General features: G+C 58.5%; 23 protein-coding genes. 14 read left to right on the plus strand and 9 right to left on the minus strand.

Features of this window, described 5'->3' with window-relative positions; all coding sequences use genetic code 11:
- Window positions 1–15 precede the first annotated feature (15 nt).
- The 4 genes from ACI2KB_RS20180 (at window position 16) to ACI2KB_RS20195 (ending at window position 2,450) form a co-directional block, all read left to right on the plus strand.
- Window positions 16–477, plus strand: a complete 462-nt coding sequence (locus ACI2KB_RS20180) for a hypothetical protein (protein WP_404637206.1) — start codon at window positions 16–18, stop codon at window positions 475–477.
- A gap of 1 nt (window position 478) precedes the next feature.
- Window positions 479–1,090, plus strand: coding sequence for a superoxide dismutase (locus ACI2KB_RS20185; RefSeq protein ID WP_404637208.1), 612 nt, complete (start codon window positions 479–481; stop codon window positions 1,088–1,090).
- Between the two features lie 26 nt (window positions 1,091–1,116).
- Window positions 1,117–2,004: a ZIP family metal transporter gene (locus ACI2KB_RS20190; protein WP_404637210.1), complete on the plus strand. Its 888-nt coding sequence runs from the start codon at window positions 1,117–1,119 to the stop codon at window positions 2,002–2,004.
- Between the two features lie 107 nt (window positions 2,005–2,111).
- The gene (locus ACI2KB_RS20195; RefSeq protein WP_404637212.1) at window positions 2,112–2,450 is read left to right on the plus strand and encodes a zinc ribbon domain-containing protein YjdM; all 339 of its coding nucleotides are present in this window, start codon (window positions 2,112–2,114) and stop codon (window positions 2,448–2,450) included.
- Between the two features lie 154 nt (window positions 2,451–2,604).
- Here the strand turns inward: ACI2KB_RS20195 and ACI2KB_RS20200 are convergent, their stop codons facing one another.
- The 4 genes from ACI2KB_RS20200 to ACI2KB_RS20215 are packed head-to-tail and all read right to left on the minus strand — an operon-like array spanning window position 2,605 to window position 8,989.
- Entirely contained in the window at window positions 2,605–3,969 is a 1,365-nt protein-coding gene (locus ACI2KB_RS20200) for a heavy metal sensor histidine kinase (RefSeq protein WP_404637214.1), read from the minus strand.
- Window positions 3,959–4,651 carry a heavy metal response regulator transcription factor gene (locus ACI2KB_RS20205; protein ID WP_404637216.1) on the minus strand — a complete coding sequence of 231 codons (693 nt, stop codon included), beginning with the start codon at window positions 4,649–4,651 and terminating at the stop codon, window positions 3,959–3,961. The genes ACI2KB_RS20200 and ACI2KB_RS20205 overlap by 11 nt, the downstream gene beginning before the upstream one ends.
- A 43-nt stretch (window positions 4,652–4,694) precedes the next feature.
- Window positions 4,695–7,829, minus strand: a complete 3,135-nt coding sequence (locus tag ACI2KB_RS20210) for a multidrug efflux RND transporter permease subunit (protein ID WP_404637218.1) — start codon at window positions 7,827–7,829, stop codon at window positions 4,695–4,697.
- Complete coding sequence (locus ACI2KB_RS20215) at window positions 7,826–8,989, minus strand: efflux RND transporter periplasmic adaptor subunit (protein WP_404637220.1); 1,164 nt, start codon at window positions 8,987–8,989, stop codon at window positions 7,826–7,828. Before ACI2KB_RS20215 ends, ACI2KB_RS20210 begins: the two co-directional genes overlap by 4 nt.
- 266 nt (window positions 8,990–9,255) lie before the next feature.
- On the opposite strand from ACI2KB_RS20215, the gene ACI2KB_RS20220 reads away from it, so the two are divergent.
- The 3 genes from ACI2KB_RS20220 (at window position 9,256) to ACI2KB_RS20230 (ending at window position 11,305) form a co-directional block, all read left to right on the plus strand.
- Window positions 9,256–9,585: a hypothetical protein gene (locus tag ACI2KB_RS20220; RefSeq protein WP_404637222.1), complete on the plus strand. Its 330-nt coding sequence runs from the start codon at window positions 9,256–9,258 to the stop codon at window positions 9,583–9,585.
- Between the two features lie 330 nt (window positions 9,586–9,915).
- Entirely contained in the window at window positions 9,916–10,497 is a 582-nt protein-coding gene (locus tag ACI2KB_RS20225; protein ID WP_404637224.1) for a fimbrial protein, read from the plus strand.
- 58 nt (window positions 10,498–10,555) lie between these two features.
- On the plus strand, window positions 10,556–11,305 hold the full coding sequence (locus tag ACI2KB_RS20230; protein ID WP_404637226.1) for a molecular chaperone: 750 nt from the start codon (window positions 10,556–10,558) through the stop codon (window positions 11,303–11,305).
- Window positions 11,306–11,474: 169 nt separating this feature from the next.
- Here ACI2KB_RS20230 and ACI2KB_RS20235 read toward each other — a convergent pair whose 3' ends face one another.
- Entirely contained in the window at window positions 11,475–11,666 is a 192-nt protein-coding gene (locus ACI2KB_RS20235) for a hypothetical protein (protein ID WP_404637570.1), read from the minus strand.
- Here ACI2KB_RS20235 and ACI2KB_RS20240 point away from each other — a divergent pair.
- The 3 genes from ACI2KB_RS20240 to ACI2KB_RS20250 are packed head-to-tail and all read left to right on the plus strand — an operon-like array spanning window position 11,605 to window position 15,793.
- On the plus strand, window positions 11,605–14,040 hold the full coding sequence (locus ACI2KB_RS20240) for a fimbria/pilus outer membrane usher protein (RefSeq protein ID WP_404637550.1): 2,436 nt from the start codon (window positions 11,605–11,607) through the stop codon (window positions 14,038–14,040). The two genes, ACI2KB_RS20235 and ACI2KB_RS20240, sit on opposite strands and share 62 nt — an antisense overlap.
- Complete coding sequence (locus ACI2KB_RS20245) at window positions 14,037–14,798, plus strand: molecular chaperone (protein WP_404637228.1); 762 nt, start codon at window positions 14,037–14,039, stop codon at window positions 14,796–14,798. Before ACI2KB_RS20240 ends, ACI2KB_RS20245 begins: the two co-directional genes overlap by 4 nt.
- A 2-nt stretch (window positions 14,799–14,800) precedes the next feature.
- A complete protein-coding gene (locus ACI2KB_RS20250; RefSeq protein ID WP_404637230.1) occupies window positions 14,801–15,793 on the plus strand; it encodes a fimbrial protein in 993 nt (330 codons plus the stop codon).
- 20 nt (window positions 15,794–15,813) lie between these two features.
- Here the strand turns inward: ACI2KB_RS20250 and ACI2KB_RS20255 are convergent, their stop codons facing one another.
- From ACI2KB_RS20255 to ACI2KB_RS20270, 4 genes are all read right to left on the minus strand, one after another.
- Window positions 15,814–16,776, minus strand: a complete 963-nt coding sequence (locus ACI2KB_RS20255; protein WP_404637232.1) for a GlxA family transcriptional regulator — start codon at window positions 16,774–16,776, stop codon at window positions 15,814–15,816.
- 41 nt (window positions 16,777–16,817) lie between these two features.
- The gene (locus ACI2KB_RS20260; protein WP_404637234.1) at window positions 16,818–17,141 is read right to left on the minus strand and encodes a hypothetical protein; all 324 of its coding nucleotides are present in this window, start codon (window positions 17,139–17,141) and stop codon (window positions 16,818–16,820) included.
- Window positions 17,142–17,185: 44 nt separating this feature from the next.
- Window positions 17,186–17,566, minus strand: a complete 381-nt coding sequence (locus tag ACI2KB_RS20265) for a GNAT family N-acetyltransferase (protein ID WP_404637236.1) — start codon at window positions 17,564–17,566, stop codon at window positions 17,186–17,188.
- 131 nt (window positions 17,567–17,697) lie between these two features.
- Entirely contained in the window at window positions 17,698–18,594 is an 897-nt protein-coding gene (locus tag ACI2KB_RS20270) for a chemotaxis protein CheV (RefSeq protein WP_404637238.1), read from the minus strand.
- Between the two features lie 291 nt (window positions 18,595–18,885).
- On the opposite strand from ACI2KB_RS20270, the gene hmpA reads away from it, so the two are divergent.
- The 4 genes from hmpA to cyoB all read left to right on the plus strand — a co-directional run bounded on the left by hmpA (window position 18,886) and on the right by cyoB (window position 24,288).
- On the plus strand, window positions 18,886–20,067 hold the full coding sequence (gene hmpA / locus ACI2KB_RS20275; RefSeq protein ID WP_404637240.1) for an NO-inducible flavohemoprotein: 1,182 nt from the start codon (window positions 18,886–18,888) through the stop codon (window positions 20,065–20,067).
- A 285-nt stretch (window positions 20,068–20,352) separates the two neighbouring features.
- Window positions 20,353–20,862, plus strand: coding sequence for a disulfide bond formation protein B (locus ACI2KB_RS20280; protein ID WP_404637242.1), 510 nt, complete (start codon window positions 20,353–20,355; stop codon window positions 20,860–20,862).
- Window positions 20,863–21,330: 468 nt separating this feature from the next.
- Window positions 21,331–22,266, plus strand: coding sequence for a ubiquinol oxidase subunit II (gene cyoA, locus ACI2KB_RS20285; protein ID WP_404637244.1), 936 nt, complete (start codon window positions 21,331–21,333; stop codon window positions 22,264–22,266).
- Window positions 22,267–22,269: 3 nt separating this feature from the next.
- Window positions 22,270–24,288, plus strand: a complete 2,019-nt coding sequence (gene cyoB / locus ACI2KB_RS20290) for a cytochrome o ubiquinol oxidase subunit I (protein WP_404637246.1) — start codon at window positions 22,270–22,272, stop codon at window positions 24,286–24,288.

The raw sequence follows: 24,288 nt of genomic DNA on the forward strand, positions 1-24,288 counted from the left end.
TCGAGGAGACGCGCCATGGAGCATTGGAAAAGCACCATTTTGAAAGGCAAGAGCTGCTTCAACCGTGGCGATCTGGTCGACGCCCGCGAACTCTATCTGCAAGCCCTCGCCCTGGCGCAAGTGCTGTTGGAGCGCTGGAAAGACCCTGACGAGGCGGTGGCAGCGTTCGTGATTTCCCATCACAACCTGGCGGATCTGCACCTGAGCCTGAACCAGCCCGAAGAAAGCGCCGAGTACCTGTGCGCGGCGCACCAGCGGTTGTTACAGGTGATCCAGAACACCCGTTTCGCACCTGCGCTGCGTCAGGCCGCGCTCCGCCACAGCAACAAAACCTACAGCGAACTGTTGGGCTTCATCAGCGAACACGGTGAATACCCACGTACCCATCGCCTGCTCAATAGCAGCGGCGAACACACACGTTCGGCGCTTCAGCGTAATGCCGCTGCCGCCGGAACATTGTCCTTTGGAGTCCATTGATATGCCGTATACCTTGCCTGCCTTGCCATACGCCTACGATGCCCTTGAGCCGCACATCGATGCGCAGACCATGGAAATCCACTACACCAAACATCACCAGACCTACATCAACAACCTCAATGCCGCTGTCGAGGGCACTGAGTACGCTGAGTGGCCAATCGAGAAACTGGTGGCCAGTGTCGGCCAACTGCCGGAAAAACTGCGCCCGGCGGTGATCAACCAGGGTGGCGGTCACGCCAACCACTCGCTGTTCTGGGAAGTCATGAGCCCGAATGGCGGCGGCCTGCCAAGCGGTGCGCTGGCCAAAGCCATCGATGAGCAATTGGGCGGTATCGACGCTTTCAAAGAAGCCTTCACCAAAGCGGCACTGACCCGTTTTGGCAGCGGGTGGGCCTGGCTGAGCGTCACCCCGGAAAAGAAACTGGTCGTGGAAAGCAGCGGCAACCAGGACAGCCCGTTGATGAATGGCAACACGCCGATCCTCGGTCTGGACGTTTGGGAGCACGCCTACTACCTGCGCTACCAAAACCGTCGTCCTGAGTACATCGCCGCGTTCTACAACGTCGTGAATTGGGATGAAGTGGCCAAGCGATATTCGGCTGCAATTTCTTAACGCCCATCACAAGAAGTAGACGATCTATGCCTTCGGATTTCCTCACCCTCAGCAGCGGACGCTTGTTTCGTCTGGCCATTGGTTCGATTTTGCTATTGGTCGGCACGGGACTGCTGATTGCCCAAGGACTCACTTGGCTGAGCCTTGAACCGCGCATGTTGAGGGCGCTGGAAGGCGGAGCGTTGTGCGCGCTGGGAACGGCACTGGGCGCAGTCCCCGTGCTGGTGATTCGCGGAATGCCGGTGGCAGTGTCCGACGGGTTGCTGGGCTTTGGCGCGGGCATCATGCTCGCTGCCACGGCCTTCTCCCTGATCGTGCCGGGCCTTGATGCAGCCCAAAGCCTGGGCTTCTCGGCATGGGGCGCGGGCGCGTTGGTCAGCGTCGGCATTCTCGCGGGCGCGGTCGGTTTGTTCGTCGTCGACACGCTGGTCTCACAAGGGCCGCAGTTGTCCGAGGTGGCGGAAAAAGCGTCTATCCCTTCGAATATCTGGCTGTTTGTCATCGCCATCATCGCCCACAACATTCCGGAAGGCATGGCCGTAGGCGTGTCAGCGGGCGGCGGTCTGGCGCACGCGGACAGTCTGGCCATGGGCATCGCCTTGCAAGATGTGCCGGAAGGTCTGGTGATTGCGCTGGTGCTGGCGGCGGCAGGCATGTCGCGGCTCAATGCCTTTCTGATCGGTGCAGCGTCGGGGCTGGTCGAGCCGGTGTTTGCCGTGCTGTGTGCGTGGCTGGTGGAAATCGCCGCGCTGTTGTTGCCGGTCGGGTTGGCGCTGGCGGCGGGGGCGATGTTGCTGGTGGTCACTCACGAAATCATTCCCGAATCACGCCGCAACGGACACGACAAGATCGCCAGCTTCGGGCTGTTGGTCGGGTTTTGTCTGATGATGGTGATGGATACGGCGTTGGCGTAATGCAGATTGCTTACGCTCTTCGGGAAGAATCCAGAGCGGGGACGTCCCCGTTCTGTATAAAAACCCTTATAATCGCGCGCCTATTTTCCTCAGATGCGAGATCCGCCGTGAGCTTACCGCCGTGCCCCAAATGCAATTCCGAATACACCTATGAAGACGGCGCCCAACTCGTCTGCCCGGAATGCGCCCATGAGTGGTCCGCCAACGGCGTGGCTGAAGCGGACGATGACGTGAAAATCATCAAGGATGCGGTCGGCAACACGCTGCAGGACGGCGACACTGTGACCGTGATCAAGGACCTGAAAGTCAAAGGGTCGTCGCTGGTGGTGAAGGTCGGCACCAAGGTGAAGAACATTCGATTGGTGGATGGCGATCACGACATCGATTGCAAGATCGATGGCATTGGTGCGATGAAGCTGAAATCCGAGTTCGTGAAGAAGGGTTGATTCGTCCCGGTTTCAAAGCCGAGCACAACCCTTGTGGGAGCCGGCTTGCTGGCGAAATCGGTGAGTCAGATACGGATGACTTGGCTGACCCACCGCTTTCGCCAGCAAGCCGGCTCCCACAGAGGTGCACCTCGGGTCGGGCTGCCGCCATTCCTCAACACGGCAAGTTGATCCCGAACGTGTTCTCCCCACGCTCGCTGCGAACAAACACGGTCCCGCCATGCATCAACGCAATCGCCTTCACAATCGCCAATCCCAACCCATGATTCCCGCCGCTGTTAGTGCGTGACGCATCAACCCGATAAAAGCGCTCGAACAGTTTCGGCAAATGCTCGCCGGAAATCAGCGTACCGGGGTTGGTGACGCCAATGCTGACGTGATCGCCTTCGTCCTTGATGTCCACGTGAATCACCCGCCCCGGCGCAGTGTGCTGCACGGCGTTGTGCAGCAAATTGATCATGGCGCGCCGCAGATGGGCCTTCTCGATGGGCGCTTGCGCGTCGCCGCGTACTTGAACCTGCACCTGAGCGTCTTCAAGGATGAAATCCAGATAGTCCAGCGTGGTCGCCACTTCCTCGGCCAGCGACACTTCGGTCAGTTCAGTGGCCTTGCTGCCCTGATCAGCGCTGGCCAGAAACAGCATGTCGTTGATGATCGAGCGCAGTCGCTCCAACTCCTCAAGGTTCGATTGCAGCACCTCGAAGTAATGTTCGGCAGAGCGCCCTCGGGTCAGCGCCACCTGGGTCTGACCGATGAGGTTGGTCAGTGGTGAACGCAGTTCGTGCGCGACGTCGGCGTTGAACGATTCCAGCCGCGAATAGGCTTGTTCGACTCGCTCCAGCGTCGAGTTGAACGAGGTCACGAACTGATCCAGTTCAGGCGGCAGTGACGACAACTGCAAGCGACCGGACAGCCGGGGCGGTGCCAGTTTGCGTGCCTCCAGCGAGAGATCCAGCAACGGCTTGAGGCCGATACGCGCCACCCAATAACCCAACGCCGAGGCCAAGGCGATGCCGATGGCGGCCAGACTGATCAGGGCGATCACCAGCGAATGCTGGGTTTGCCGGAATGTTTCGGTATCGATGGCCGTCAGAAATCGCAGGGGAGGGCGTTGATCTTTGGCCGGGAACTCGCTGACCCGCACTTTGAACGGATAGTTGTGATCGTTCAGATACAAGTCGCGCATGCCCAACGGGCCTTGGGCGAATGCGCGAATCTTGGGGTCAGGGCTGCCGAATTCGTAAGAAGGGTTGTCACTGACCACCCAGAAGCGCAGCCGCTTGTCCTCTTCGCTGAGTAGCTTGAGCTTGCCGCTGAGTTTGCCCCAATGCTCCAGATCACCGAAGCGCTGCACCTGTGATTCCAGCACGCTGTAACGGGCATCGACTTCCGCTTCCGGCAACAGGCCCAGGCCCTTGTCCACTTGCAGGTACAAGGCCCAGCCGATCAACAGAAACACCAGCAGCGCCACGAGGGCGAACATGCCGCTCAGGCGCAGGGCGATGGAGTTACTCGCCACGACGGTGCTCCAGTGCACGGCTCTCCAACACATAACCCATGCCGCGAATGGTGTGCAGCAATTTCTGCTCGAACGGCCCGTCGAGTTTGGCGCGCAGGCGTTTGATCGCGACTTCGACAACGTTGGCGTCGCTGTCGAAATTGATGTCCCAGACCATCTCGGCAATCGACGTCTTGGACAGGATCTCGCCATGCCGACGCGCGAGCACGCTGAGCAGCGAGAACTCCTTGGCGGTCAGGTCCAGGCGGGCGCCGTTGCGGGTGGCCTTGCGGCTGATCAGGTCGATCCACAGATCGGCGATGCTGATCTGCACCGGTTCATGGCCGCCGCTGCGACGGGTCAGGGCTTGCAGACGTGCGACCAGTTCAAGGAAGGAAAACGGCTTGCCCAGATAGTCATCGGCGCCTTCGCGCAGGCCGCGAATCCGGTCATCGACGTTTTCCCGGGCGGTGAGCATGATCACCGGCGTCTGCTTGCGCGCGCGCAGTGCCCGCAGGATGCCGTAGCCGTCCAGGCCGGGCAGCATGACGTCGAGAATGATCACGGCGTAGTCGCTCTCCAGCGCCATGTGCAGGCCTTCGATGCCATCCCGCGCAACGTCCGTCGTGTACCCCTGTTCGGTCAGTCCCCGGTGCAGGTAGTCGGCGGTTTTTTCTTCGTCTTCGATAATCAGGACACGCATGGGTGCACTCTCACGTTCTCTGTGCTCACTGCTTTTTTGATGCTTATTTTTCAGCCACGAGCTGGGGCGCCGCTTTTCTGTCTGTCGTGGGCGGTGTCGGTGCCGTGGTCGGCTGCCGACGATGAAAGATTCGTTCCAGTTGCAGGTAAATCACGGGCGTGGTGAACAGCGTCAACGCCTGACTCACCAGCAAACCGCCTACGACCGCAATGCCCAGTGGCTGACGCAACTCAGCCCCTACACCATAGCCGAGCATCAACGGCAGGGCGCCGAGCAACGCCGCCAACGTGGTCATGATGATTGGCCGGAAACGGGTGACGCAGGCCTGGTAAATCGCCTCTTCTGGCGACAGCCCGCGATCACGCTGGCCTTCCAGCGCAAAGTCCACCAACAGGATACCGTTCTTCTTGACGATGCCGATCAGCAGCACGATACCGATCAGGCCCATGATCGAGAAATCCTGGCCCATCAACCACAGCAACAGCAGTGCGCCGATGCCCGCCGAAGGCAGTGTCGAGATGATCGTCAACGGGTGCACGAAACTCTCGTAAAGCACGCCTAGGATGATGTACACCGCCACCAGCGCCGCCAGAATCAGCCACGGCTGGTTGGCCAATGAGCTTTGGAATGCCTGGGCCGCGCCCTGAAAATTACCGATGATTGAAGCAGGCATGCCGATTTCGTTCTTGGCCTGATCCAGCAGTTGCACCGCATCGCCCAACGCCACGCCCGCTGACAGGTTGAACGACAGGTTCGCAGCGGGGAACATCCCGTCGTGACTGATCGACAACGGCCCCATTTTTGGCGCCCCCACTTTGGCCAACGCCGACAGTGGCACCATCTCGTTGGTCAATGGCGAGCGCAGGTAGAAATAGTTCAGGCTCTCGGCCTTGCCGCGCTGGGACGGATCAAGCTCCAGGATGACTTTGTACTGGTTGATGTCGGTCTGGTATTCGTTGATCTGCCGCTGGCCGAAGGCGTCGTACAGTGCCTGATCGACGTCCGCGGTGGTCAGGCCGAAGCGCGCGGCGGCGCTGCGGTCGATGTCCAGGTGCGTGACGCTGCCGCCCAGTTGCAGGTCGTTGGACAGGTCACGAAATGCCGGAATGGTCTTGAGTTTTTCAGTGAGCTTCTGCGTCCACTCGTTCAGTAAAGCGCCGTTGTTGCTCTTGAGTACGTATTGGTACTGGGCACGGCTCGGGCCGGAACTCAGGTTGATGTCCTGGCCTGCGCGCAGGTAGAGGACAATGCCGGGAATCTTCGCCAGTTTCGGACGGATCCGGTCGATGAACTCGCTGGCGGAAACATCGCGATCACCCCGGTCCTTCAGCGCAATCCACACGCGGCCGTTGGCGATGGTCTGGTTGCTGCCACTAACACCCACTGAATGGGAGAAGGCTTTGACGGCAGGGTCTTCGCCGATGATTTTCGCCAGTTGCTTGTGCTTGGCCACCATGTCCGGGTAAGAAATGTCCGCCGCCGCTTCACTGGTGCCGAGCACCATACCGGTGTCCTGAACCGGAAAGAAGCCTTTGGGGATCAGTACGTAACCGACCACTGCCAGCACCAGTGTCAGGCCAAAGATGCTCATCATCATGCGTTGATGGGCGAGGGCGAAGCGCACGCCACGGGCGTAGCGCGCCAGCAGTTTTTCGCCAAAACCGGGGTTGGCATGGGCGTCGTGTTTCGGCGCGCGCATGAACAGTGCGGCCAGTGTCGGCGCCAAGGTCAGCGAGACCATTACCGAAATCAGAATGGTTGACGTCGCCGTCAGCGCAAATTCCTTGAACAAGCGTCCGACCACGCCGCCCATGAACAGCAATGGGATGAACGCTGCAATCAGCGAGAAGCTGATCGACACCACTGTGAAGCCGATCTCGCCCGCGCCCTTGATCGCGGCATCGCGCATGCTTTCACCGGCTTCGAGATGGCGGTGGATGTTTTCCACCACCACGATGGCATCGTCGACCACGAAGCCGACCGCCACCACAATGGCCACCAGCGTCAGGTTGTTGAGGCTGAAACCGAGCACGTACATCAGGGCAAAGCTGGCCACCAGCGAGACACCGAGTACGGCGGTCACGATCAGTGTTGCAGAGACCTGGCGCAGGAACAGTGCCATCACCGCGATCACCAGCACGATGGCGATCAGCAGGGTCATTTCCACTTCATGCAGGGACGCGCGAATGGTCTTGGTCCGGTCGCTGAGCACCGAAACGTCCACGGACGCCGGGAGCATTTCCTGCAAACGAGGCAGCTCGCCGAGCACGCGGTCCACGGTCTCGACGATGTTGGCGCCGGGCTGACGGAAGACCACGATGTTCACGCCTTGCTGATCGCCAGACCAGGCATTGACGTAAGCGTTTTCCGAACCGTCGATGACTTTCGCTACATCACGCAGGTGAACCGGAGCGCCGTCCTTGTAGGACACGATCAACTGGTCGTAGTCCTTGGCCTGGAACAACTGGTCGTTGGAGGCCAGCGTCGACACGCTGTCTTTGCCATACAACGCACCTTTGGCGAGGTTGAGGCTGGTTTGTTGCAGGCTCGTGCGCAAATCGCCCAACGTCAGCCCGATGGACGCGAGCTTTTCCGGCGCGGCCTGTACGCGAATGGCCGGACGCCGCTGGCCGGTGATCGCGACTTGGCCTACGCCATTGATCTGGCTCAACTGACGGGCCAACAGGGATTCGGTGACATCGCTCAGCTCGGTGCTGGGCATCAGATTGGAACTGACGCTCAAGATCAGCACCGGGCTGTCGGCAGGGTTGACCTTGCGCCAGGTGGGGGCCGTTGGCAGGTCAGCTGGCAGGCGTCCCGAAGCGGTGTTGATCGCGGCCTGCACTTCCTGCGCAGCAGTGTCGATGCTCTTGTTCAGCACGAATTGCAGGGTCAGGTTGGTCGAACCCAAGGCGCTGCTGGAGGTCATCTGCGTCATGCCGGGGATGGCGCTGAACTGCACTTCGAGGGGCGTGGCGACCGAGGAGGCCATGGTTTGCGGACTGGCGCCGGGCAGTGTGGCGGACACCTGAATCGTGGGGAATTCAGCTTCTGGCAGCGGCGCGACGGGCAGGCGCGGAAAAGCGATGCAACCCAGCAAAACCAGCGCGAATATCAGCAGTACGGTGGCGATAGGGTGATTCACGCACCATGCGGAAATCGAACCGTGGCCTTTCATTTCGCGGTTCCTCCTGCATCCGCCAGAGTGGCCGCTGGGTCCGCCTTGACCACCTCAATGTGCGCACCGTCCTTAAGGCGCGACTGGCCGTCGCTGACCAGCACGTCATTGGCACTCACGCCGCTGATCAGCACCAGATCACTGTTCTGGTAAAGCACTTTGACAGGGACCACTTCAACCTTGTCGCCGATGACCCGAAACACATAATGCTGCTCGATGCCGCGCTGGACTACCTGCGGCGGGACTTTCAACGCATCGCGTTCGATGGCGGTCTGGATGCGCACGCTGACCAACTGGCCAGGCCACAGTTTTTCAGCGGCATTGTCGAAAATGGCCTTGGCGCGAATGGTGCCCGTGGTGGCAGCGACCTGATTGTCGATCAGGGTCAGTTTGCCTTCGCCTAGCAAGGTGCCGGTTACGCCATCGCCCATATAGGCGTTGACCTTTGCGGGTGTAGGAGATGCGAGCAGGTCATGCAGGGTTGGAAGCATCTGCTGCGGCAGTGAGAACTCAACGGAGACGGGATCGATCTGCGTTACGGAGAACAGTCCATTGGCGTCCGTGACGCGCAGAAAGTTGCCCTCATCGACATTACGAATGCCGACGCGGCCTGTCACCGGAGAACGAATTTGGGTGTAGGAAAGCTGCACTTGAGAGGCATTGATCGACGCCTGATTGCCCAGCACGGTCGCCTTGAGTTGATTGACCAACGCCTGTTGCTGGTCGAACTGCTGCTTGGAAATACTGTTGTCCACAGTCAGCAGTTTGTAGCGCTTGAGATCGACTTCCGCCACATCGAGTTGGGCCTGGCTCTGGCTCAACTGCGCCTTGGCCTGTTCGAGGGCCGCACGAATCGAGCGGTCGTCAATGGTCGCCAACAAATCCCCGATTTTGACCTGCTGGCCTTCCTTCACCATCAGCCTGGTCAGAATGCCGTCCACCTGCGTGCGGATCACCACGCTTTGCAGCGAAAGCACCGAGCCGATACCCGTGACGTAACGCGGCACATCTTCCCGGACCACATTGATCACTTGCACTGGAACGGCGATGGACGCAGTGGTTTTCTTGGGGGCCGGGCGGGTCAACGTCCAGGCACCCACTGCCAGCGATACTGCGAGAACGGTTACAGCCGCTAACACAGATTTTTTCTTTTTGTGCATACAGATATAACGCCAGCAAAAAATGGAGGGCAGATAATTGAGAGCCTCCTTTATACCTCCTGCACCCGGTCAGCAAAATGACTGCTACCTGTCAATATTGTCAGGTGGTGATGGGGGGAGGATGAAGGGGCATAAAGAAAAGAAGTAATGGGGCGATAGATGGATAGAGAGCACGACAATTCCTACACAAATGTCTGCGTTCTCTGGTCGATTGTTCCTGGCTCGACTTAACTGATCCACGTGAGTCTTCACTCCGGAGTGTGGCGATGAACAGTAAAAAGACAGTTTCGATGTTTTTTTCGATCGCGTTTGTCGGGGCTTTTGCTCAGGCGGTGTCAGCAGCCCCGTCGCAGCAAGGTGCACTGTCGTTCCACGGTCAACTCGTCAACGCGGGGTGTGAAGCCAGAGTGCTGGATGTCAGCGCTCAGCGGGATCAACCGAAGTCGATAAGGGTCAACGCACACGTTACCGTCGGGCTGGTTGTTCATGATGATGCCTGCGAAGGCGCTACCGTGCCTGTCTCCACGGCTTATGTCGAGCAGACGTCCATCGAGACCGGGGTTCATAACGGCGTCGTGACACTGACTTATCAGTGACGCCGATTCTTCAAACATCTCGTCAATAAAAGCCGCCTTGGCCTCCCTCGCCAAGGCGGTTTTTTTATGCATTCCACTCGGAATCGATGTACACCCTTACAGCGTATCGACAAACATCGGCTCATTATTATTTTTGATGATGATGCGCAGCGTCAGGAGTTACGCGGGGTGTGGCTATTTGCACCCAGAGACTACGGAAATTTCCTTCACGTCTCACTGTCGTTTCTGCAAGTACAAGGTAGATAACCTGACATCCGGCCTTGAGCGGCCCGCTTATAGTTCGACCCGTGCTCTGGGCACACACGAACTGACACAAGGAATGTCGTTAACATGAAAAAGATCTCTCTTTCTCTCGCTATTTTGGCTGCAATGGGGCTGGGCATGGCTGGGACTGCAAACGCAGCGAACAACGGAAAATTGATCCTGAGCGGGACGCTCACCAACATTACGTGTGACATCAATGCAGGAACCGGTGCGAGCCCAGGCTCTAACCCCGGTGAAATCAACGTTGATATGGGCAACGTATCGTTCGCCGATATCGGGACTTACGCACAAGCCAAACTGGAGACGGCGTCGCCGATCCAGTTGCTGGTGAACTGCACCGGTGGCGCCACGGCCTACGACTCGGTAGACATGCGCTTCATTGCCCGCCAGGGTAGCGGCCTGGACAACAACGATCAAAAACTGTTGCGCACCACTGGTGCGGCTGATGGTGTGGGTATCGGTCTGCTGAACTCGTCCAATCGCCTGATGGACCTGAGCGGCACTGAAACGATCGTCACCGATCTGGTCAAGGACGGCGATACCGCAACGGCCGAGATCAATCTCGGTGCTGTATACGTGCTTAACGGCACTCCGACCAATCCAGGTAACGCCGATGGTTTCCTGCCGTTTGTGATGGATTACAAGTGATGCACCTGGCGAGGTGAGCAGTGCTCATCTCGCCACTTTCCTGTCCGGAATCACCCCCATGTTTTCGAAGATTATCCGCAAATCGGCCCTCTGGCTGTGCTCGGGACTGGCCGTGACGCTGGCTGCTCAAGCCCAGGCAGGCGTGGTGCTCAATACCACGCGTGTCATTTATTCCGGAGCCGACAAAGAAGTCAGCCTGCAGGTGCACAACACCGGGGCATCTGAAATTCTCGCGCAGTCCTGGATCGAGAGCGACCCGAATGGTGCTGGGTTGAGCATACCGCCGTTCGCGATCACACCCGCGCTGGCGCGAATGCCCGGTGACGCCCGACAACTGATCAGGATCATGTATTCGGGTGAAGGTCTGCCCGGTGATCGCGAATCGGTGCTCTGGTTGAGCGTTCAGGAAATCCCCCAGACGGCCCGCGACAACGAATTGCAGATCGCCATTCGCCAGCGCATCAAATTGTTCTATCGGCCACAAGGCTTGATCGGCGATCCGTTGAAAGCCGCCGAAGCACTGCAATGGCAGGTGCGCGATGGTCAGATCGAAGTGGTTAACACGAGTCACTACCACGTCTCGATGATCAAGCTGGAAGGGCGGCAAAACGGGCGGGTGGTAATCCAGGAGGGCAGCAGGATGCTGGCGCCTGGTGAACGGCGTCGGATGCCTCTCGCGTCAGGCGGGCGTGGTTCAGTGGACCTGGCCTTTATCAGCATTAACGATTTTGGTGCCCAGGAGCCATATCGCGCCACCGTGACAGCAGACCGGACGACACAGGCCAACAAGGCCGATCGCTCACCCTGAAGGCAGAAAACACGCCCTTCAGGGTTTTTCCGTTGACCCATTTTTTAAAGTCGGACGCGTTTCCGGCTTTGCGTCGCACGCCTGCATGAAGGGACTCGGCAGTGCATCGACACTCAGGACACGAGTGAAAACAGCTAATGGAACGGCGAGACAAAAACAGCAAAGGAAGTCAGTCGAGGGTAACCCTGCCGAGCAGCAGCCAACGCTCATCGAGACCGCGCAGAACGCTCAAACGCCAGTCATGGTCATTCTGGATCGCGGTGAGTGCCGTGTGGATGACCGGGCCGTGTGCGTTGGCGATGACAGACGGCTCCGGCCACGATACCGGGCCGCCCTCCACCACGGCTGGGGTGAAGTTCAACACCGCATTCATTCAAGGAACGGATCAACCTGCAGACCTCAACACCTTCCTGCAAGGCAACAGTGTGCTGCCTGGGACCTATCGGGTGGACATTTACGTCAACCGCGCATTGAGCGGTCGACGCGACATCACCTTTGTGGCCAATCCTCGTACGGGCGCGATTGAGGCGTGTCTGACGCTGGAGATGCTGGGGCAGTTGGGGATGAACATTTCTGACCTGAAAGATAACGCTGCTTCGTCCAGCGGGTGCTTCGATCTGGCCGCGAACGTCGAGTTCGCGCATGTCGAGTATGAACCTACCCGGTTGCGGCTCAGTATCAGTCTTCCTCAAGCCATGATGCAGCGCAGCGTGCGGGGGTATGTCGCTCCGGAGCTCTGGGATGAGGGGGCTTCCGCGGGGTTTGTGAATTACAGCTTCAGCGGCGCGCGTCGCGAGCGAAATCATCAGACTCAGGACCAATATTACCTGGGCCTGCGCAATGGCTTGAACCTCGGGGCGTGGCGGCTGCGTAACGAATCGTCGCTGGTGTATGGCGACAGTCAGCCTTACCGGTTTCGCAGCAACCGGACCTTTGCTCAGCGGGATATCACGGCGCTCAAGAGCCAACTGACGCTGGGTGAAACCTTCACCGACGCCCAAGTCTTCGACAGCGTCCGCTTTGTCGGTGCGATGCTTTCGTCCGATGACGGCATGCTGCCGGACAACGAGCGGATTTACGCGCCGATCATTCGTGGCATTGCAGAAACCAACGCCACCGTAGAGGTCCGTCAAAACGGCTTCATGCTGTTCAGTGGCAACGTTTCACCGGGGCCGTTCGAAATTTCCGATATCTACCCCAGCGGTTCGAACGGTGATCTGGAAGTGACGGTGGTGGAGGCGGACGGTCGCAGGCGTGTATTTATTCAGGCCTACGCCTCGCTGCCCATCATGGTGCCAAAAGGGGCGTTGCGCTACAGCATCGCGGCAGGCCGGTACGACAGTTATGAGGATGGCGGCCAGTCACCCGCGCTGGGCAGCATGACCCTGATCTACGGCCTGACCGACCGCGTGACACTCGCCGGTGGCGCTCAGGTGTCTGAAGACTATCAGGCGGGGAATATCGGGGCAGGCGTCAACACCGGGCTGGGCGCTGTTTCGCTGGACGTCACTCAGTCGAACAGCCAGCAACCACAAAAGACCTACAGCGGCCAAAGCCTGCGATTGCGCTACGCCAACACGCTGGAAGTGACTAACACCACACTTGCCGTGGCCGGATATCGCTATTCCACCGACCAGTACCGAACGCTTGATGAGCACGTTGAAGAGCGGGAGCTTCGCACGCTGGCAGGTACCGGCAGGGCCAAGGATCGTGTGGAGTTCAGCCTGACCCAATCGCTGCCGGAGCAATCTGCGTCGTTGAGCATTACTGGCTCCGAACAGCGGTATTGGGACAACACCAGCAAGACGCGGCAGTTGTATGTGTCCTGGAATGCGGCGTGGCGCAGCCTCAGTTACAGCCTGTCAGTCGAGCGTAATCAGACCTTCGAGCGCGATGGTCAGCGCCAAAGCGATAACCGCTTTGCCCTGACCCTGAGTATTCCGTTGGGTGACAGCCCCGGCAGCTCCCGCGTGTTCCTCAACGCGGTGCGCGACAGCGGTGGCGACTACGACATGCAGGCCGGTTTGAATGGACAAGTGTTCGATGATCGCAACACGTTTTACTCCTTGCAGGCCGGGCGTGATAACCGGTCCGGGTCCTCGGGCTTCGGCAAACTCAGCACCACGAAGCCTTACGGTCGCTTCGATGCCGGTTACGGCCAAGGCGCCGATTATCGTGCGTTTAGCATCGGGGCATCGGGATCTGTCGTCGCGCACGCGGGGGGCGTCAATGTCGGGCAACCGTTGGGAGAAACGTTCGCCTTGGTCGAGGTTGAAAATGTTCAGGGGGCACGCCTGACCAACTTTAGTAACGTCGAAACCGCAGATAACGGCTATGCCGTGCTTCCGTACGCCCAACCCTATCGCACCAATTGGGTCAGCCTCGACACGCGCGGTCTAGGGGCTGATGTCGAGCTGGAAAATGCCGTGACTCAGGTCGTTCCCCGTCGTGGCGCCGTACCTGTGGTCAGCTTCAAGGCGCAAGTCGGGCGACGGGTGCAGCTCGAACTGACCCTGCCTGACGGCACCCATTTACCGCTGGGGGCGATGGTCGACGATGAACAGGGCAAGATGTTGGGGGCTGTCGATCCAACGGGTCGTGCGCTGATACTGAGTGAGAAGGACAGCGGCACGCTGATTGCCAGATGGTCCGATCAACAGTGCCAGGCGCAATACCATTTACCACCCAGAGATCCGCAACGGACCTTCGATCGTATTAAGGTGGTCTGCCAATGAGGTGGGAGCGTGCTGTCTGCCTCGCTGTTGCGCTGTTCAGTTGCGACGTTCAAGCCGTCGTCGCACTGAGCGGCACCCGACTGATCTTCGATGGCCGCTTCCATGAGGTCGCTTTCGAGCTCAGCAATCCCGGTGTCCGCGATGTGCTGATTCAGACGTGGCTTGAAAGCGTCGAGCCGGTTGAGGACGATCGGGCAAACCTGCCTTTTGTGGTCACCCCGCCGCTCGCTCAGTTGCCCCCACAGGGCAGGCAGACGCTGCGGGTGCTGTATGAAGGGGTGGGGCTACCGCGAGATCGGGAATCCCTGCTGCATCTCTATGTATTGGAGGTGCCTTGGCGCAGTGCTGCAAACCAGCAACTGAGCCTGGCGGTACGCCAGCGGATCAACGTGTTCTATCGGCCACAGGCTTTGGTTGGTGATCCGGCCCTGGCGCCGGAGGCGCTGTCCTGGCAACGCAGCCCGGATGATCCGCTGCTATTGAACCTGTCCAACCCGACCCCTTTTCATGTGTCGCTGCACAACATCAGGGTGGGCGATGTTGAGGTCAGTGAGGACCTGCTGCTCGGGCCGTTCTCGACGTTCACCTTTCGTTTACCCGCATCGCTCGGCCACCGGTCCGGGGTCGATACCCTGACGTTCAAAGCGCTGACCGATTACGGCGGTCAGCGAGATTTCTGCGCACAGCCCAAGGATCGCGCACCGTTCCATGCCCGGTTACGGACACCGGGAACCCCACTCTCCATAGGGAAATGCTGATCATGACGACTTTCTCATTCTCACGTTGGTGCTCAACGTTTTGTATCGCGCTCATGGCACCCGCCACGGGCCTGGCCATGTCGTGTAAAACACAAGGCTCGGGAGAGGCGGTGATTCGCGCGGATCTGAGCAGTAGCGTCGCCATCCCCGCCACCTTGCCGGATGCCAGCGTGGTCTGGCGTTCCGAGCGCCTGAATATCGGTGTCGAATGTGTTCGGGATCAACCCGGCCCCGCGGAGTCTGTCGCCCTTTATCTGAATCCCGAAAACCTCCAGATCGGCCAAGGCATTCGCGCAGGGCTGACCTTGAATGGCATCGATTACCTGCAAAGCAGCGGGCAAATTCCTGCACAGCAAACGTTGCCTGCGTGCAGCGAGCCTGCTGACAATCTGGCTGCCTGCCCCAAGGTGAGTTTTAGCCTGCCGTTTTCAGTGTTCATCCAGAAGTTCGGTCCCACACCCCCCTCGGGTGTCGCCAGCGACCTGCTCGATTATCGACTGTTTCAGATCGACAGCACGAAAGGCATGAACCCGGTGCCGGACAACAACCTTAACTACGTGATCAATAACCTCACCGGGCTGCGCTTCGTCGCGTGTAACGCCGAGCTGCGTGTGATGCCGGAAACGGTCGAGTTCGGTGATGTAGCGATCAAGAACGTCAGGGTGGGCGAAGTGGCGACCTTCCAGCGATTTGCCCTGGCAACCAGCCGCATCTGTGATTCGCCCTTCAGTCTGAATGCACGCTTCACGCCCGTGTCCGGCGTGCTGTCCGGGGATGTGCTGGTGCCGGTGAACAACGACAGCGTCGGCATTCGTATCACCAATGCGCGCAATAACGTTCCCGTGCGTTATCACGAACCCTTTCATGTGACGGATCTACAGGGCGAAAACTATTCGGCCACGGCGGATTTCAACGCCGAATTGCTCTGGCAGACTGATACGCCGAAACCCGGTCCGTTTTCTGCCGAGGTGATGGTGGACCTGTTCTACAAGTAGGCCAGCAGGTCAGGGGGCGCTTAGCTGTCCTTGCGGAAACTGTCGCGGTACTGCGTCGGCGTGACGCCCAGCCGTTGGGTGAAGATCAGTCGCATGCGTGCTGCGCTGCCAAACCCGCATTCATAGGCCACGGCCTTGATCGCTTTTTCGCTGCCTTCCAGCAAACGTCGCGCAGCGTCGATCCTCGCTCGCTGCACGAACTCGGCCGGGGTGACTTTGGCGTCCCGCGCGAACACCCGAGCGAAACTGCGCGGGCTCATGGCGACGACTTCGGCCAGACGTTCCACCGAAAACGGCTCACTGATGTGCTCCAGGACGTAACGCTGAATCTTTGCCACGGGAGAGTCATCATCCGCCGACGTGTTGAGGTAAGGGCTGAACTGCGATTGCCCGCCCTGGCGCTGTGCGACCACCAGCAACCGTTTGGCCACTGCCAGCGCAATGGCCGGCCCGTGATCCTCGGCCACCAGCGAAAGGGCCATATCGATACCCGCCGTCACTCCGGCGGAGGTCATCAGCTTTCCGTCGCGCACGTAGATCCGGTCGGGCTCAACCTGTGCTTTTGGAAAAAGTTCGGCCAATTGATGGGCGTGGCTCCAGTGGGTGGCGGCCTGCTTGTCGTCCAATAGACCGGCATGGCCGAGGATGAACGCACCGGTACAAATCGAACCGTAGCGTCCGGCCAGCGGCGTGACGTCGTGTAGCCAAGCGGTTATGTGGGGCATTTCAGGGCTTTCGGGCAACAGGGGCCCCCCGGGTATCAGCAGGATATCGAACGCTTTGGGGGCGTCATCGAGTTCGTGCCGAGCACCCAAGGGCATGCCGTTGGACGCGATGATGGGGTAGGGCGCTGCGCCAATGGTTGTGATCGTGTAGCCGTCACCCTCGGCGACGAAGCGATTGGCTTCCGCGAAGACATCCAGAGGCCCGGCAACATCCAGTGCCTGGACATGGGGAAACAGCACGATCGCAACGCTTCTCATCGACGAGCCTCAGACACCCTGCAAAGGGATGAACATATAGCTCATTTCTTCGGCAGTGTGGTGACGTTATCCCACTCGGTGATCACTGCTTTCTGGTTCTTACGGTCGTACAGGCACAGTTCGGTGCCGGTCTTGTTTTTCATGAACGCCTGCTTGTACTGGCCTTTGATGAGCAACGCGCTGTAGCCCACGCTGTCATCGAACATCGCTGATGTGCCCGCCGGTTTGGCGTTTTTCAGGGAACTGGCGGCGATGCAGCTCTCGACCAACTTCTTGTCGAACGCGTTCCATGCTTCGGTGCTCGACGCGCTGGCCTGGCCCGCAACGGCGTTCAATGCAAGCAGGAGCAGGGTGGTCGTTTTCATGTGAATCTCCCTCTTTTATCGGTATCACGAGGTGTGACAGCGACTTAGAGTGGTTCAGGCAGGTCGAGTTCGCAGCGCTGCACATAGTGCATGCCTGCGCGCTCATACAGGCGGCGGGCCGTGAGATTACTCTCCATGACCTTGAGATCGACCTGCCCTTCCTCGCGCCCGGCAAAGGCAGAAAACACCTGACTCAACAGCCGCTCACCGATGCCTTGGCGCTGACCGCGGGGATGGACCACCAGATTGCGGATGAACGCACTGGTCCAACATTGGGCGACGGCGATGACGTCCTGAGCGTCGACGACGACAAAGCACAATGTCGGGTCAAACTCGGGATCGTTTTTGAAGCCGGTGAGCCACGTGTCGAAATCCGGAACGTGACCACCACCGAGGGTTGTCCCCAACGCAAGAAGTCGGTGCACGGCTTCTGCGTTTCCGTATTCGAAAGGCACATAGCGCAGTGGCATCGGCCATAAGACAGGCGCTTCAGGCGGGTCGAGGCGACGACGCATCAACCAGTAATGGCATGTCGATGCGTCGTCAGGACCGGGTTTCAGATCCCCTGGGCTTCGACGGTTCGTGCAGCTTCGATCAGGCATCGCGTCAGTTCGGGGGACGAAAATTTGGTCAGGACGGCGTTGGCACCGGCCAGCTTGGCCTTTTCAGCGTTCATCGCACTATCTAGCGAGGTGTGCAGCAGTACGTAGAGCTGCTGAAAATCAGGCGTTTCACGCAACGTGCGGGTAAAAGCATAGCCGTCCATTTCCGACATCTCGATGTCGGACACCACCACGTTGATTTGTTGGGCCGTGCCTTGCAGGTCGAGCAATTGATCGATGGCTTCCCGGGCACTGCGCGCGGTGTGGCACTCGATACCCAGATTGCGCAGCGTTATCACGGATTGCTGGAGTGCAACCTGGCTGTCGTCGACGACTAAAATGCGGGCCTTGGCCAGCACTTCAGCTTCTTCGGGTGACAACTCGGCGGGAGCCGCTTCGATCTGCACGGGGGAAATACCGTGAATCACCTTCTCGATGTCCAGTACCTGAACCAACGTGCCATCCACCTGAGTGACCCCGGTGATGAACGATTTATTGCCTGAGCCGAAGGGCGGTGGACGAATGTCCGTGGTCAGGCAATGAACGATCTTGCTCACCGCCTGCACGTGCAGACCCTGCTTGGAGCGGCTGACATCGGTGACGATCAGGCATCCGCCGTCAGGATCGAGCAACGGACGTTCGCCAATGGCACGGCTGAGGTCGATGACCGATAACGAGTTACCACGCAGCGTGGCCACGCCTTTGACGTGCGGGTGCGATTCAGGCAGCCGTGTCAGGGGAGGGCAGGGGATGATTTCGCTGACTTTGAGCAGGTTGATCGCCATCAGCTTGCCGCTGCGTAACGTGAACAGCAGAAGCGAGAGTGAATCTGCGCGGACGTTTTTGGACATGTGGACCTTCTGTCTTGCGGTGGCTGCGTGCGTCTGAATGTGCAAACAGCTGTCGATGACGGTTTATCGACTCGCTGCACGGAGGCTTTAGCGCTAATGACGTTTGAGCAGCCCCGGCGGCTGTGCTGTGGTGTTGTCGAAATGACTTTGTGTAGTCATAAGGACTCTTTTTACGGCGTGGTCAAAATGACAAAAGTATTTTAAGTGGTTGAAATTATTGAAAATAAAATATGGCACGCATTCTGTAATACATGAGTCAGTCCCTTACTCATCGCGTCACAGGAGTTCATCATGTTGAATGCTTCGGATCGTGCCATCGTCAAGTCCACCGTTCCTCTGCTGGAAAGCGGCGGTGAAGCGCTGACCACTCACTTCTACAAGAAACTGCTCAGCCGCTACCCGCAGGTTCGCCCGTTGTTCAACCAGGCGCACCAGGCCAGCGGTGATCAGCCTCGCGCCTTGGCCAACGGTGTATTGATGTACGCCAAACACATCGATCAGCTTGAGCAACTGGGCGGTCTGGTCGCCAAAATCATCAACAAACACGTTGCCCTGCAAATTCTCCCCGAGCACTACCCACTGGTGGGGGAGTGTTTGCTGGAAGCCATTCGTGAGGTGCTGGGCGCTAAAGTTGCGACGGATGAAGTTATCGCCGCCTGGGGGCAGGCTTACGGCCAACTGGCGCAGATTCTCATCGGCGCGGAAGAACAGATCTACGAAGAAAAGGAGCAGGCCCCAGGTGGCTGGCGTGGCGCTCGTGAATTCAAGGTTGTGGCCAAGGTGGCTGAAAGTGCGGAAATCACCTCGTTCTACTTCGCGCCCGCCGATGGTCAGCCGATTCTCGATTTTGCAGCGGGCCAGTACATCGGTATGCAGCTTTTCGTGGGGGGGGAAGAAATCCGTCGCAATTACTCGCTGTCTGCCCTGGCGGGCAACAACCAGTACCGCATCAGCGTCAAGCGTGAACCAGGCGGTCGGGCCTCCAATCACCTGCATGATCAGATGAGCGTCGGCGACAGCATCAACCTGTTTGCACCGTCGGGTGAGTTTACCTTGGTCGACAACGATAAACCGCTGGTGCTGATCAGCGGCGGGGTGGGCATCACGCCTACTTTGGCAATGTTGGAAGCGGCGCTGGGAACTTTACGTCCAATTCACTTCATCCACTGCGCGCGCAATGGTTCAGTGCATGCGTTCCGTGAGTGGGTCGATGCTCTGGCTGCCAAACACCCTCAACTAAAGCGTTTCTACCTGTACGGCGAGGATGACGGCGTGAGCCCTGCGGCAGACGGCGTAGGGTTGCTCGATCAGGCGCGTCTGGAGCAGTGGCTGCCCGCGGATCGTGATCTGGATGCCTACTTCCTGGGGCCTAAAGGCTTCATGGCGGCGGTCAAGCGTCAACTGAAGGCGGCGGGTGTGCCGGATGCACAGGCTCGGTACGAATTCTTCGGCCCAGCTTCGGCGCTGGAGTGAACCGGCCTGCGACATAAAGACGCATCCTTCTATATATAAGGAAGGGTGCGGCGAACGGTCCCTGCGGCATAGCGTCGCACTCTTCTATATATAAGGAAGAGATTGAGAAGGGTGACCATGGATTGTTGCGTGTTTTGCTTAATGTTCGGGTAATGCCGACGTGTTCACTATCTGCCCGGCGTGACGCTGCGACGATGGTAGAATTGTCGGCTTTCCGGGCCTTGCCGGGCACGCACTGCACAGATCGGCCGATCTGGATGGACACCACATTCAAAGGGTATGTGAATGACTGACGAGATGATTTACCTGCGACGCGAAAAGCAGTTCCTGGTTCTGCTGGGCATCATCTGCCTGGCGCTGATCGGTGGGGCGCTGTACATGCAGGTCGTATTGGGCGAGGCGCCATGCCCGTTGTGCATACTGCAGCGTTACGCGTTGCTGTTCATCGCTGTCTTCGCGTTCATCGGTGCGGCGATGCCCGGCCGACGCAGCCTGACGGTGTGCGAAGCGCTGGTCATGCTCAGCGCCGTGGGCGGGATTGTTGCAGCGGGGCGTCATGTCTGGATTCAGAGCCACCCGACCGAGAGTTGCGGTATCGATGTGCTGCAGCCCATCGTGGACGGGCTGCCACTGGCCGATCTGTTTCCCCTCGGTTTTCAGGTTGCAGGCTTCTGCGAGACGCCATATCCGCCAGTTTTCGGACTTTCGCTCGCGCAATGGGCATTGATCGCTTTTGTTCTCACTGTAATTCTGGTACCGGCGGGCATCATCCGGAACCGAATGAAAGCGCGTTGATTACAAAGTGTTGCGTAAAAAAGTGCCCCAAAATCCTTAGGAAATTTGGGGCCTTCCAGGGTTTTTCTGGTGCGTCATATGCGCGCATTCTTACAGATTTGGAAATTAATTGTTGCGCAGAAACTCATAGTCAATAAAACTTTACGTATCTACAATCGCCCCCACTTAACGCCCCCATCACTTGAAGGGCGGCGGAAATCGAGGTCAGAAAGCGTTTTTACGCCTTTGTAGACACCGTTTGGATGGCCTCTTGCGTCAAATTCTGAATGTCTGCGCCAAGGGATTTGGGCCGCGTTGGCGGTTGCCACCATTCGAATAAGAAACCACAGCAAAACCGGATTTGTTACGAGGCCACAAGCTTCCTGACAGGCCCCTGTTCAATCCAAAAATTTGCCAGCACCTGGCAGGGTGAAGTGTTGGCGGTCGAAACCCAACTGCGATGCGAAAGCTGCTTTTAGAGGTCGTGAGATGAGTAAAAAAAGGTACCCCAGGTTTTTTGGCTTCTTGGCCCTTTTCAGCATGCTCCTGCTCAGCGGGTGCGATTACACCCTGCTGGATCCCAAGGGCCACATCGGCATGCAGGAACGTGACCTGATCGTCACGGCAACCTTGCTCATGCTGCTGGTCGTGGTGCCGGTCATTTTCATGACCATCATCTTCGCCTGGAAATACCGCGCCTCGAACAAGAGCGCAACCTACACTCCTGACTGGGCGCATTCGACCAAGATCGAACTGGTTGTCTGGCTGGTGCCTCTGGCCATCATCATCGTGCTGGGCTACGTGACCTACAAGTCCACCCACGCGCTGGACCCTTACCGTCCGCTTGAGTCCGACGTGAAGCCTGTGACCATCGAAGTGGTCGCACTTGACTGGAAATGGCTGTTCATCTACCCGGAACAGGGTATCGCCACCGTCAACAAGATCGTCTTCCCGGCTCATACCCCGATCAATTTCCGCATCACTTCCGATTCGGTCATGAACTCGTTCTTCATTCCTGCACTGGGCGGCCAGATTTACGCAATGGCCGGCATGACGACCAAGCTTCACCTGATCGCCAACGAAAACGGCGAGTTCGACGGTATCTCCGCGAACTACAGCGGCGCAGGCTTCACCGGTATGAAGTTCAAGGCAACGGCCACCGATCAGGCTGGTTTCGACGCCTGGGTCGCCGAGGTCAAGAATTCTCCGAAACAACTGGCAACCGACGAATACGCCGCTCTGGCCAAGCCTAGCGAACGTAACCCGGTTGAACTCTACTCCACGGTCACTCCGAACCTGTTCCAGATCATCATCGACAAGTATGAAGGTATGAAGCCGGGCAAGATTGTCCACGAGAAGAAAGAAGTGGCCGGTATGGAAGGGATGGACATGGGTAAGAATTCAGCTGCGCAGGCAGAGGAGTAAACGATGTTTGGTAAATTAACGCTTGACGCGGTTCCGTTTCACGAACCGATAGTCATGATCACGCTCGCGATGATCGCTATCGGCGGTGCGGCGGTTCTCGGTCTGATCACGTATTTCAAAAAGTGGACCTACCTGTGGACCGAGTGGCTGACTTCGGTTGACCACAAGAAAATCGGTGTGATGTACATCATCATCGCCATGGTCATGCTGCTGCGTGGTTTCGCTGACGCCATCATGATGCGTTCCCAGCTGGCTCTGGCCACTGAGGGTTCGCCCGGCTACCTGCCGCCTGAACACTATGACCAGATCTTCACCGCTCACGGTGTGATCATGATCATCTTCATGGCGATGCCGTTCTTCACCGGTCTGATGAACATCGTTCTGCCTCTGCAGATCGGCGCTCGCGACGTTGCCTTCCCGTTCTTGAACTCCCTGTCCCTGTACCTGCTGATCTCTGGCGTGGTGCTGGTGAACGTGTCCCTGGGCGTCGGCGAGTTCGCACGTACCGGTTGGGTTGCCTATCCGCCGCTGTCTGAACTGGGCTACAGCCCGGGCGTGGGTGTGGACTACTACATCTGGGCACTGCAGCTGTCGGGCCTGGGTACGACACTGACGGGCGTTAACTTCCTGGTTACCGTTCTGAAGATGCGCACCCCTGGCATGAAACTGATGGACATGCCGATCTTCACCTGGACCTGCACCTGGGCCAACGTCCTGATCGTGGCTTCCTTCCCGATCCTGACCGGCACCCTGGCGTTCCTGACCCTCGACCGTTACCTGGACTTCCACATCTTCACGAACGAATTGGGTGGTAACCCAATGATGTACGTGAACCTGTTCTGGGCATGGGGTCACCCTGAGGTTTACATCCTGATTCTGCCGGCGTTCGGTGTCTTCTCCGAAGTCATCTCGACCTTCACCGGCAAGCGTCTGTTCGGTCACCACTCGATGATCTACGCATCGGGCGCGATTTCCGTACTGGGCTTCATGGTTTGGTTGCACCACTTCTTCACCATGGGTTCGGGCGCCAGCGTCAACGCCTTCTTCGGTCTGGCGACGATGCTGATCTCCATCCCGACGGGTGTGAAGCTGTTCAACTGGTTGTTCACGATCTATCAGGGCCGTCTGCGTTTCACCGCGCCAGTGTGCTGGACCCTGGGCTTCATGATTACCTTCTCCATCGGTGGTATGACCGGCGTTCTGCTGGCTATCCCGGGTGCTGACTTCGTTCTGCACAACAGCCTGTTCGTGATCGCGCACTTCCACAACGTGATCATCGGTGGTGCTGTATTCGGTTACATCGCGGGCTTCGCGTTCTGGTTCCCTAAAGCGTTCGGCTTCAAACTGAACGAGAAGTGGGGCAAGGCAGCGTTCTGGTTCTGGATCTCGGGCTTCTACGTAGCATTCATGCCGCTCTACGCTCTGGGCTTCATGGGCATGACCCGTCGTCTGAACACCACTGACAACCCTGACTGGACGCCATACCTGCACGTCGCTTTCTGGGGCGCGGCGCTGATCATGATCGGTATTGCCTGCCAGTTGATCCAGATCTACGTGAGTATTCGTGATCGCAAGCAGAACCTGGACGTCACTGGCGATCCATGGAATGGCCACACCCTGGAGTGGTCCACCTCTTCGCCACCGCCGTTCTACAACTTCGCAGAACTGCCGAAAGCGGAAGAAATCGACGCGTTCTACGCAGCCAAGCGTGACGGTGAGGCGTACAAGGTTCCGGCCAAGTACCACGACATCCACATGCCGAACAACACTGCGACCGGCCTGATCATGGGCGGCCTGCTGACCGTCTTCGGTTTCGCGATGATCTGGCACATCTGGTGGCTGGCAGCTGCAAGCCTGATCGGTACTGTCGTCTACTTCGTGATCCACGCTTCCCGTGACGATCAGGGCTACATGGTTCCTGCATCCGAAGTAGCGCGCATCGAAGGCGAACACCACAAGATCCTGGCTTCGGCACGTGCTGCCCAGGCAAACACTCCTGTCAACAAGCTGGAGCAGGCATAA

This window comes from Pseudomonas sp. NPDC088444 (assembly GCF_044900175.1).
GTDB lineage: Bacteria > Pseudomonadota > Gammaproteobacteria > Pseudomonadales > Pseudomonadaceae > Aquipseudomonas.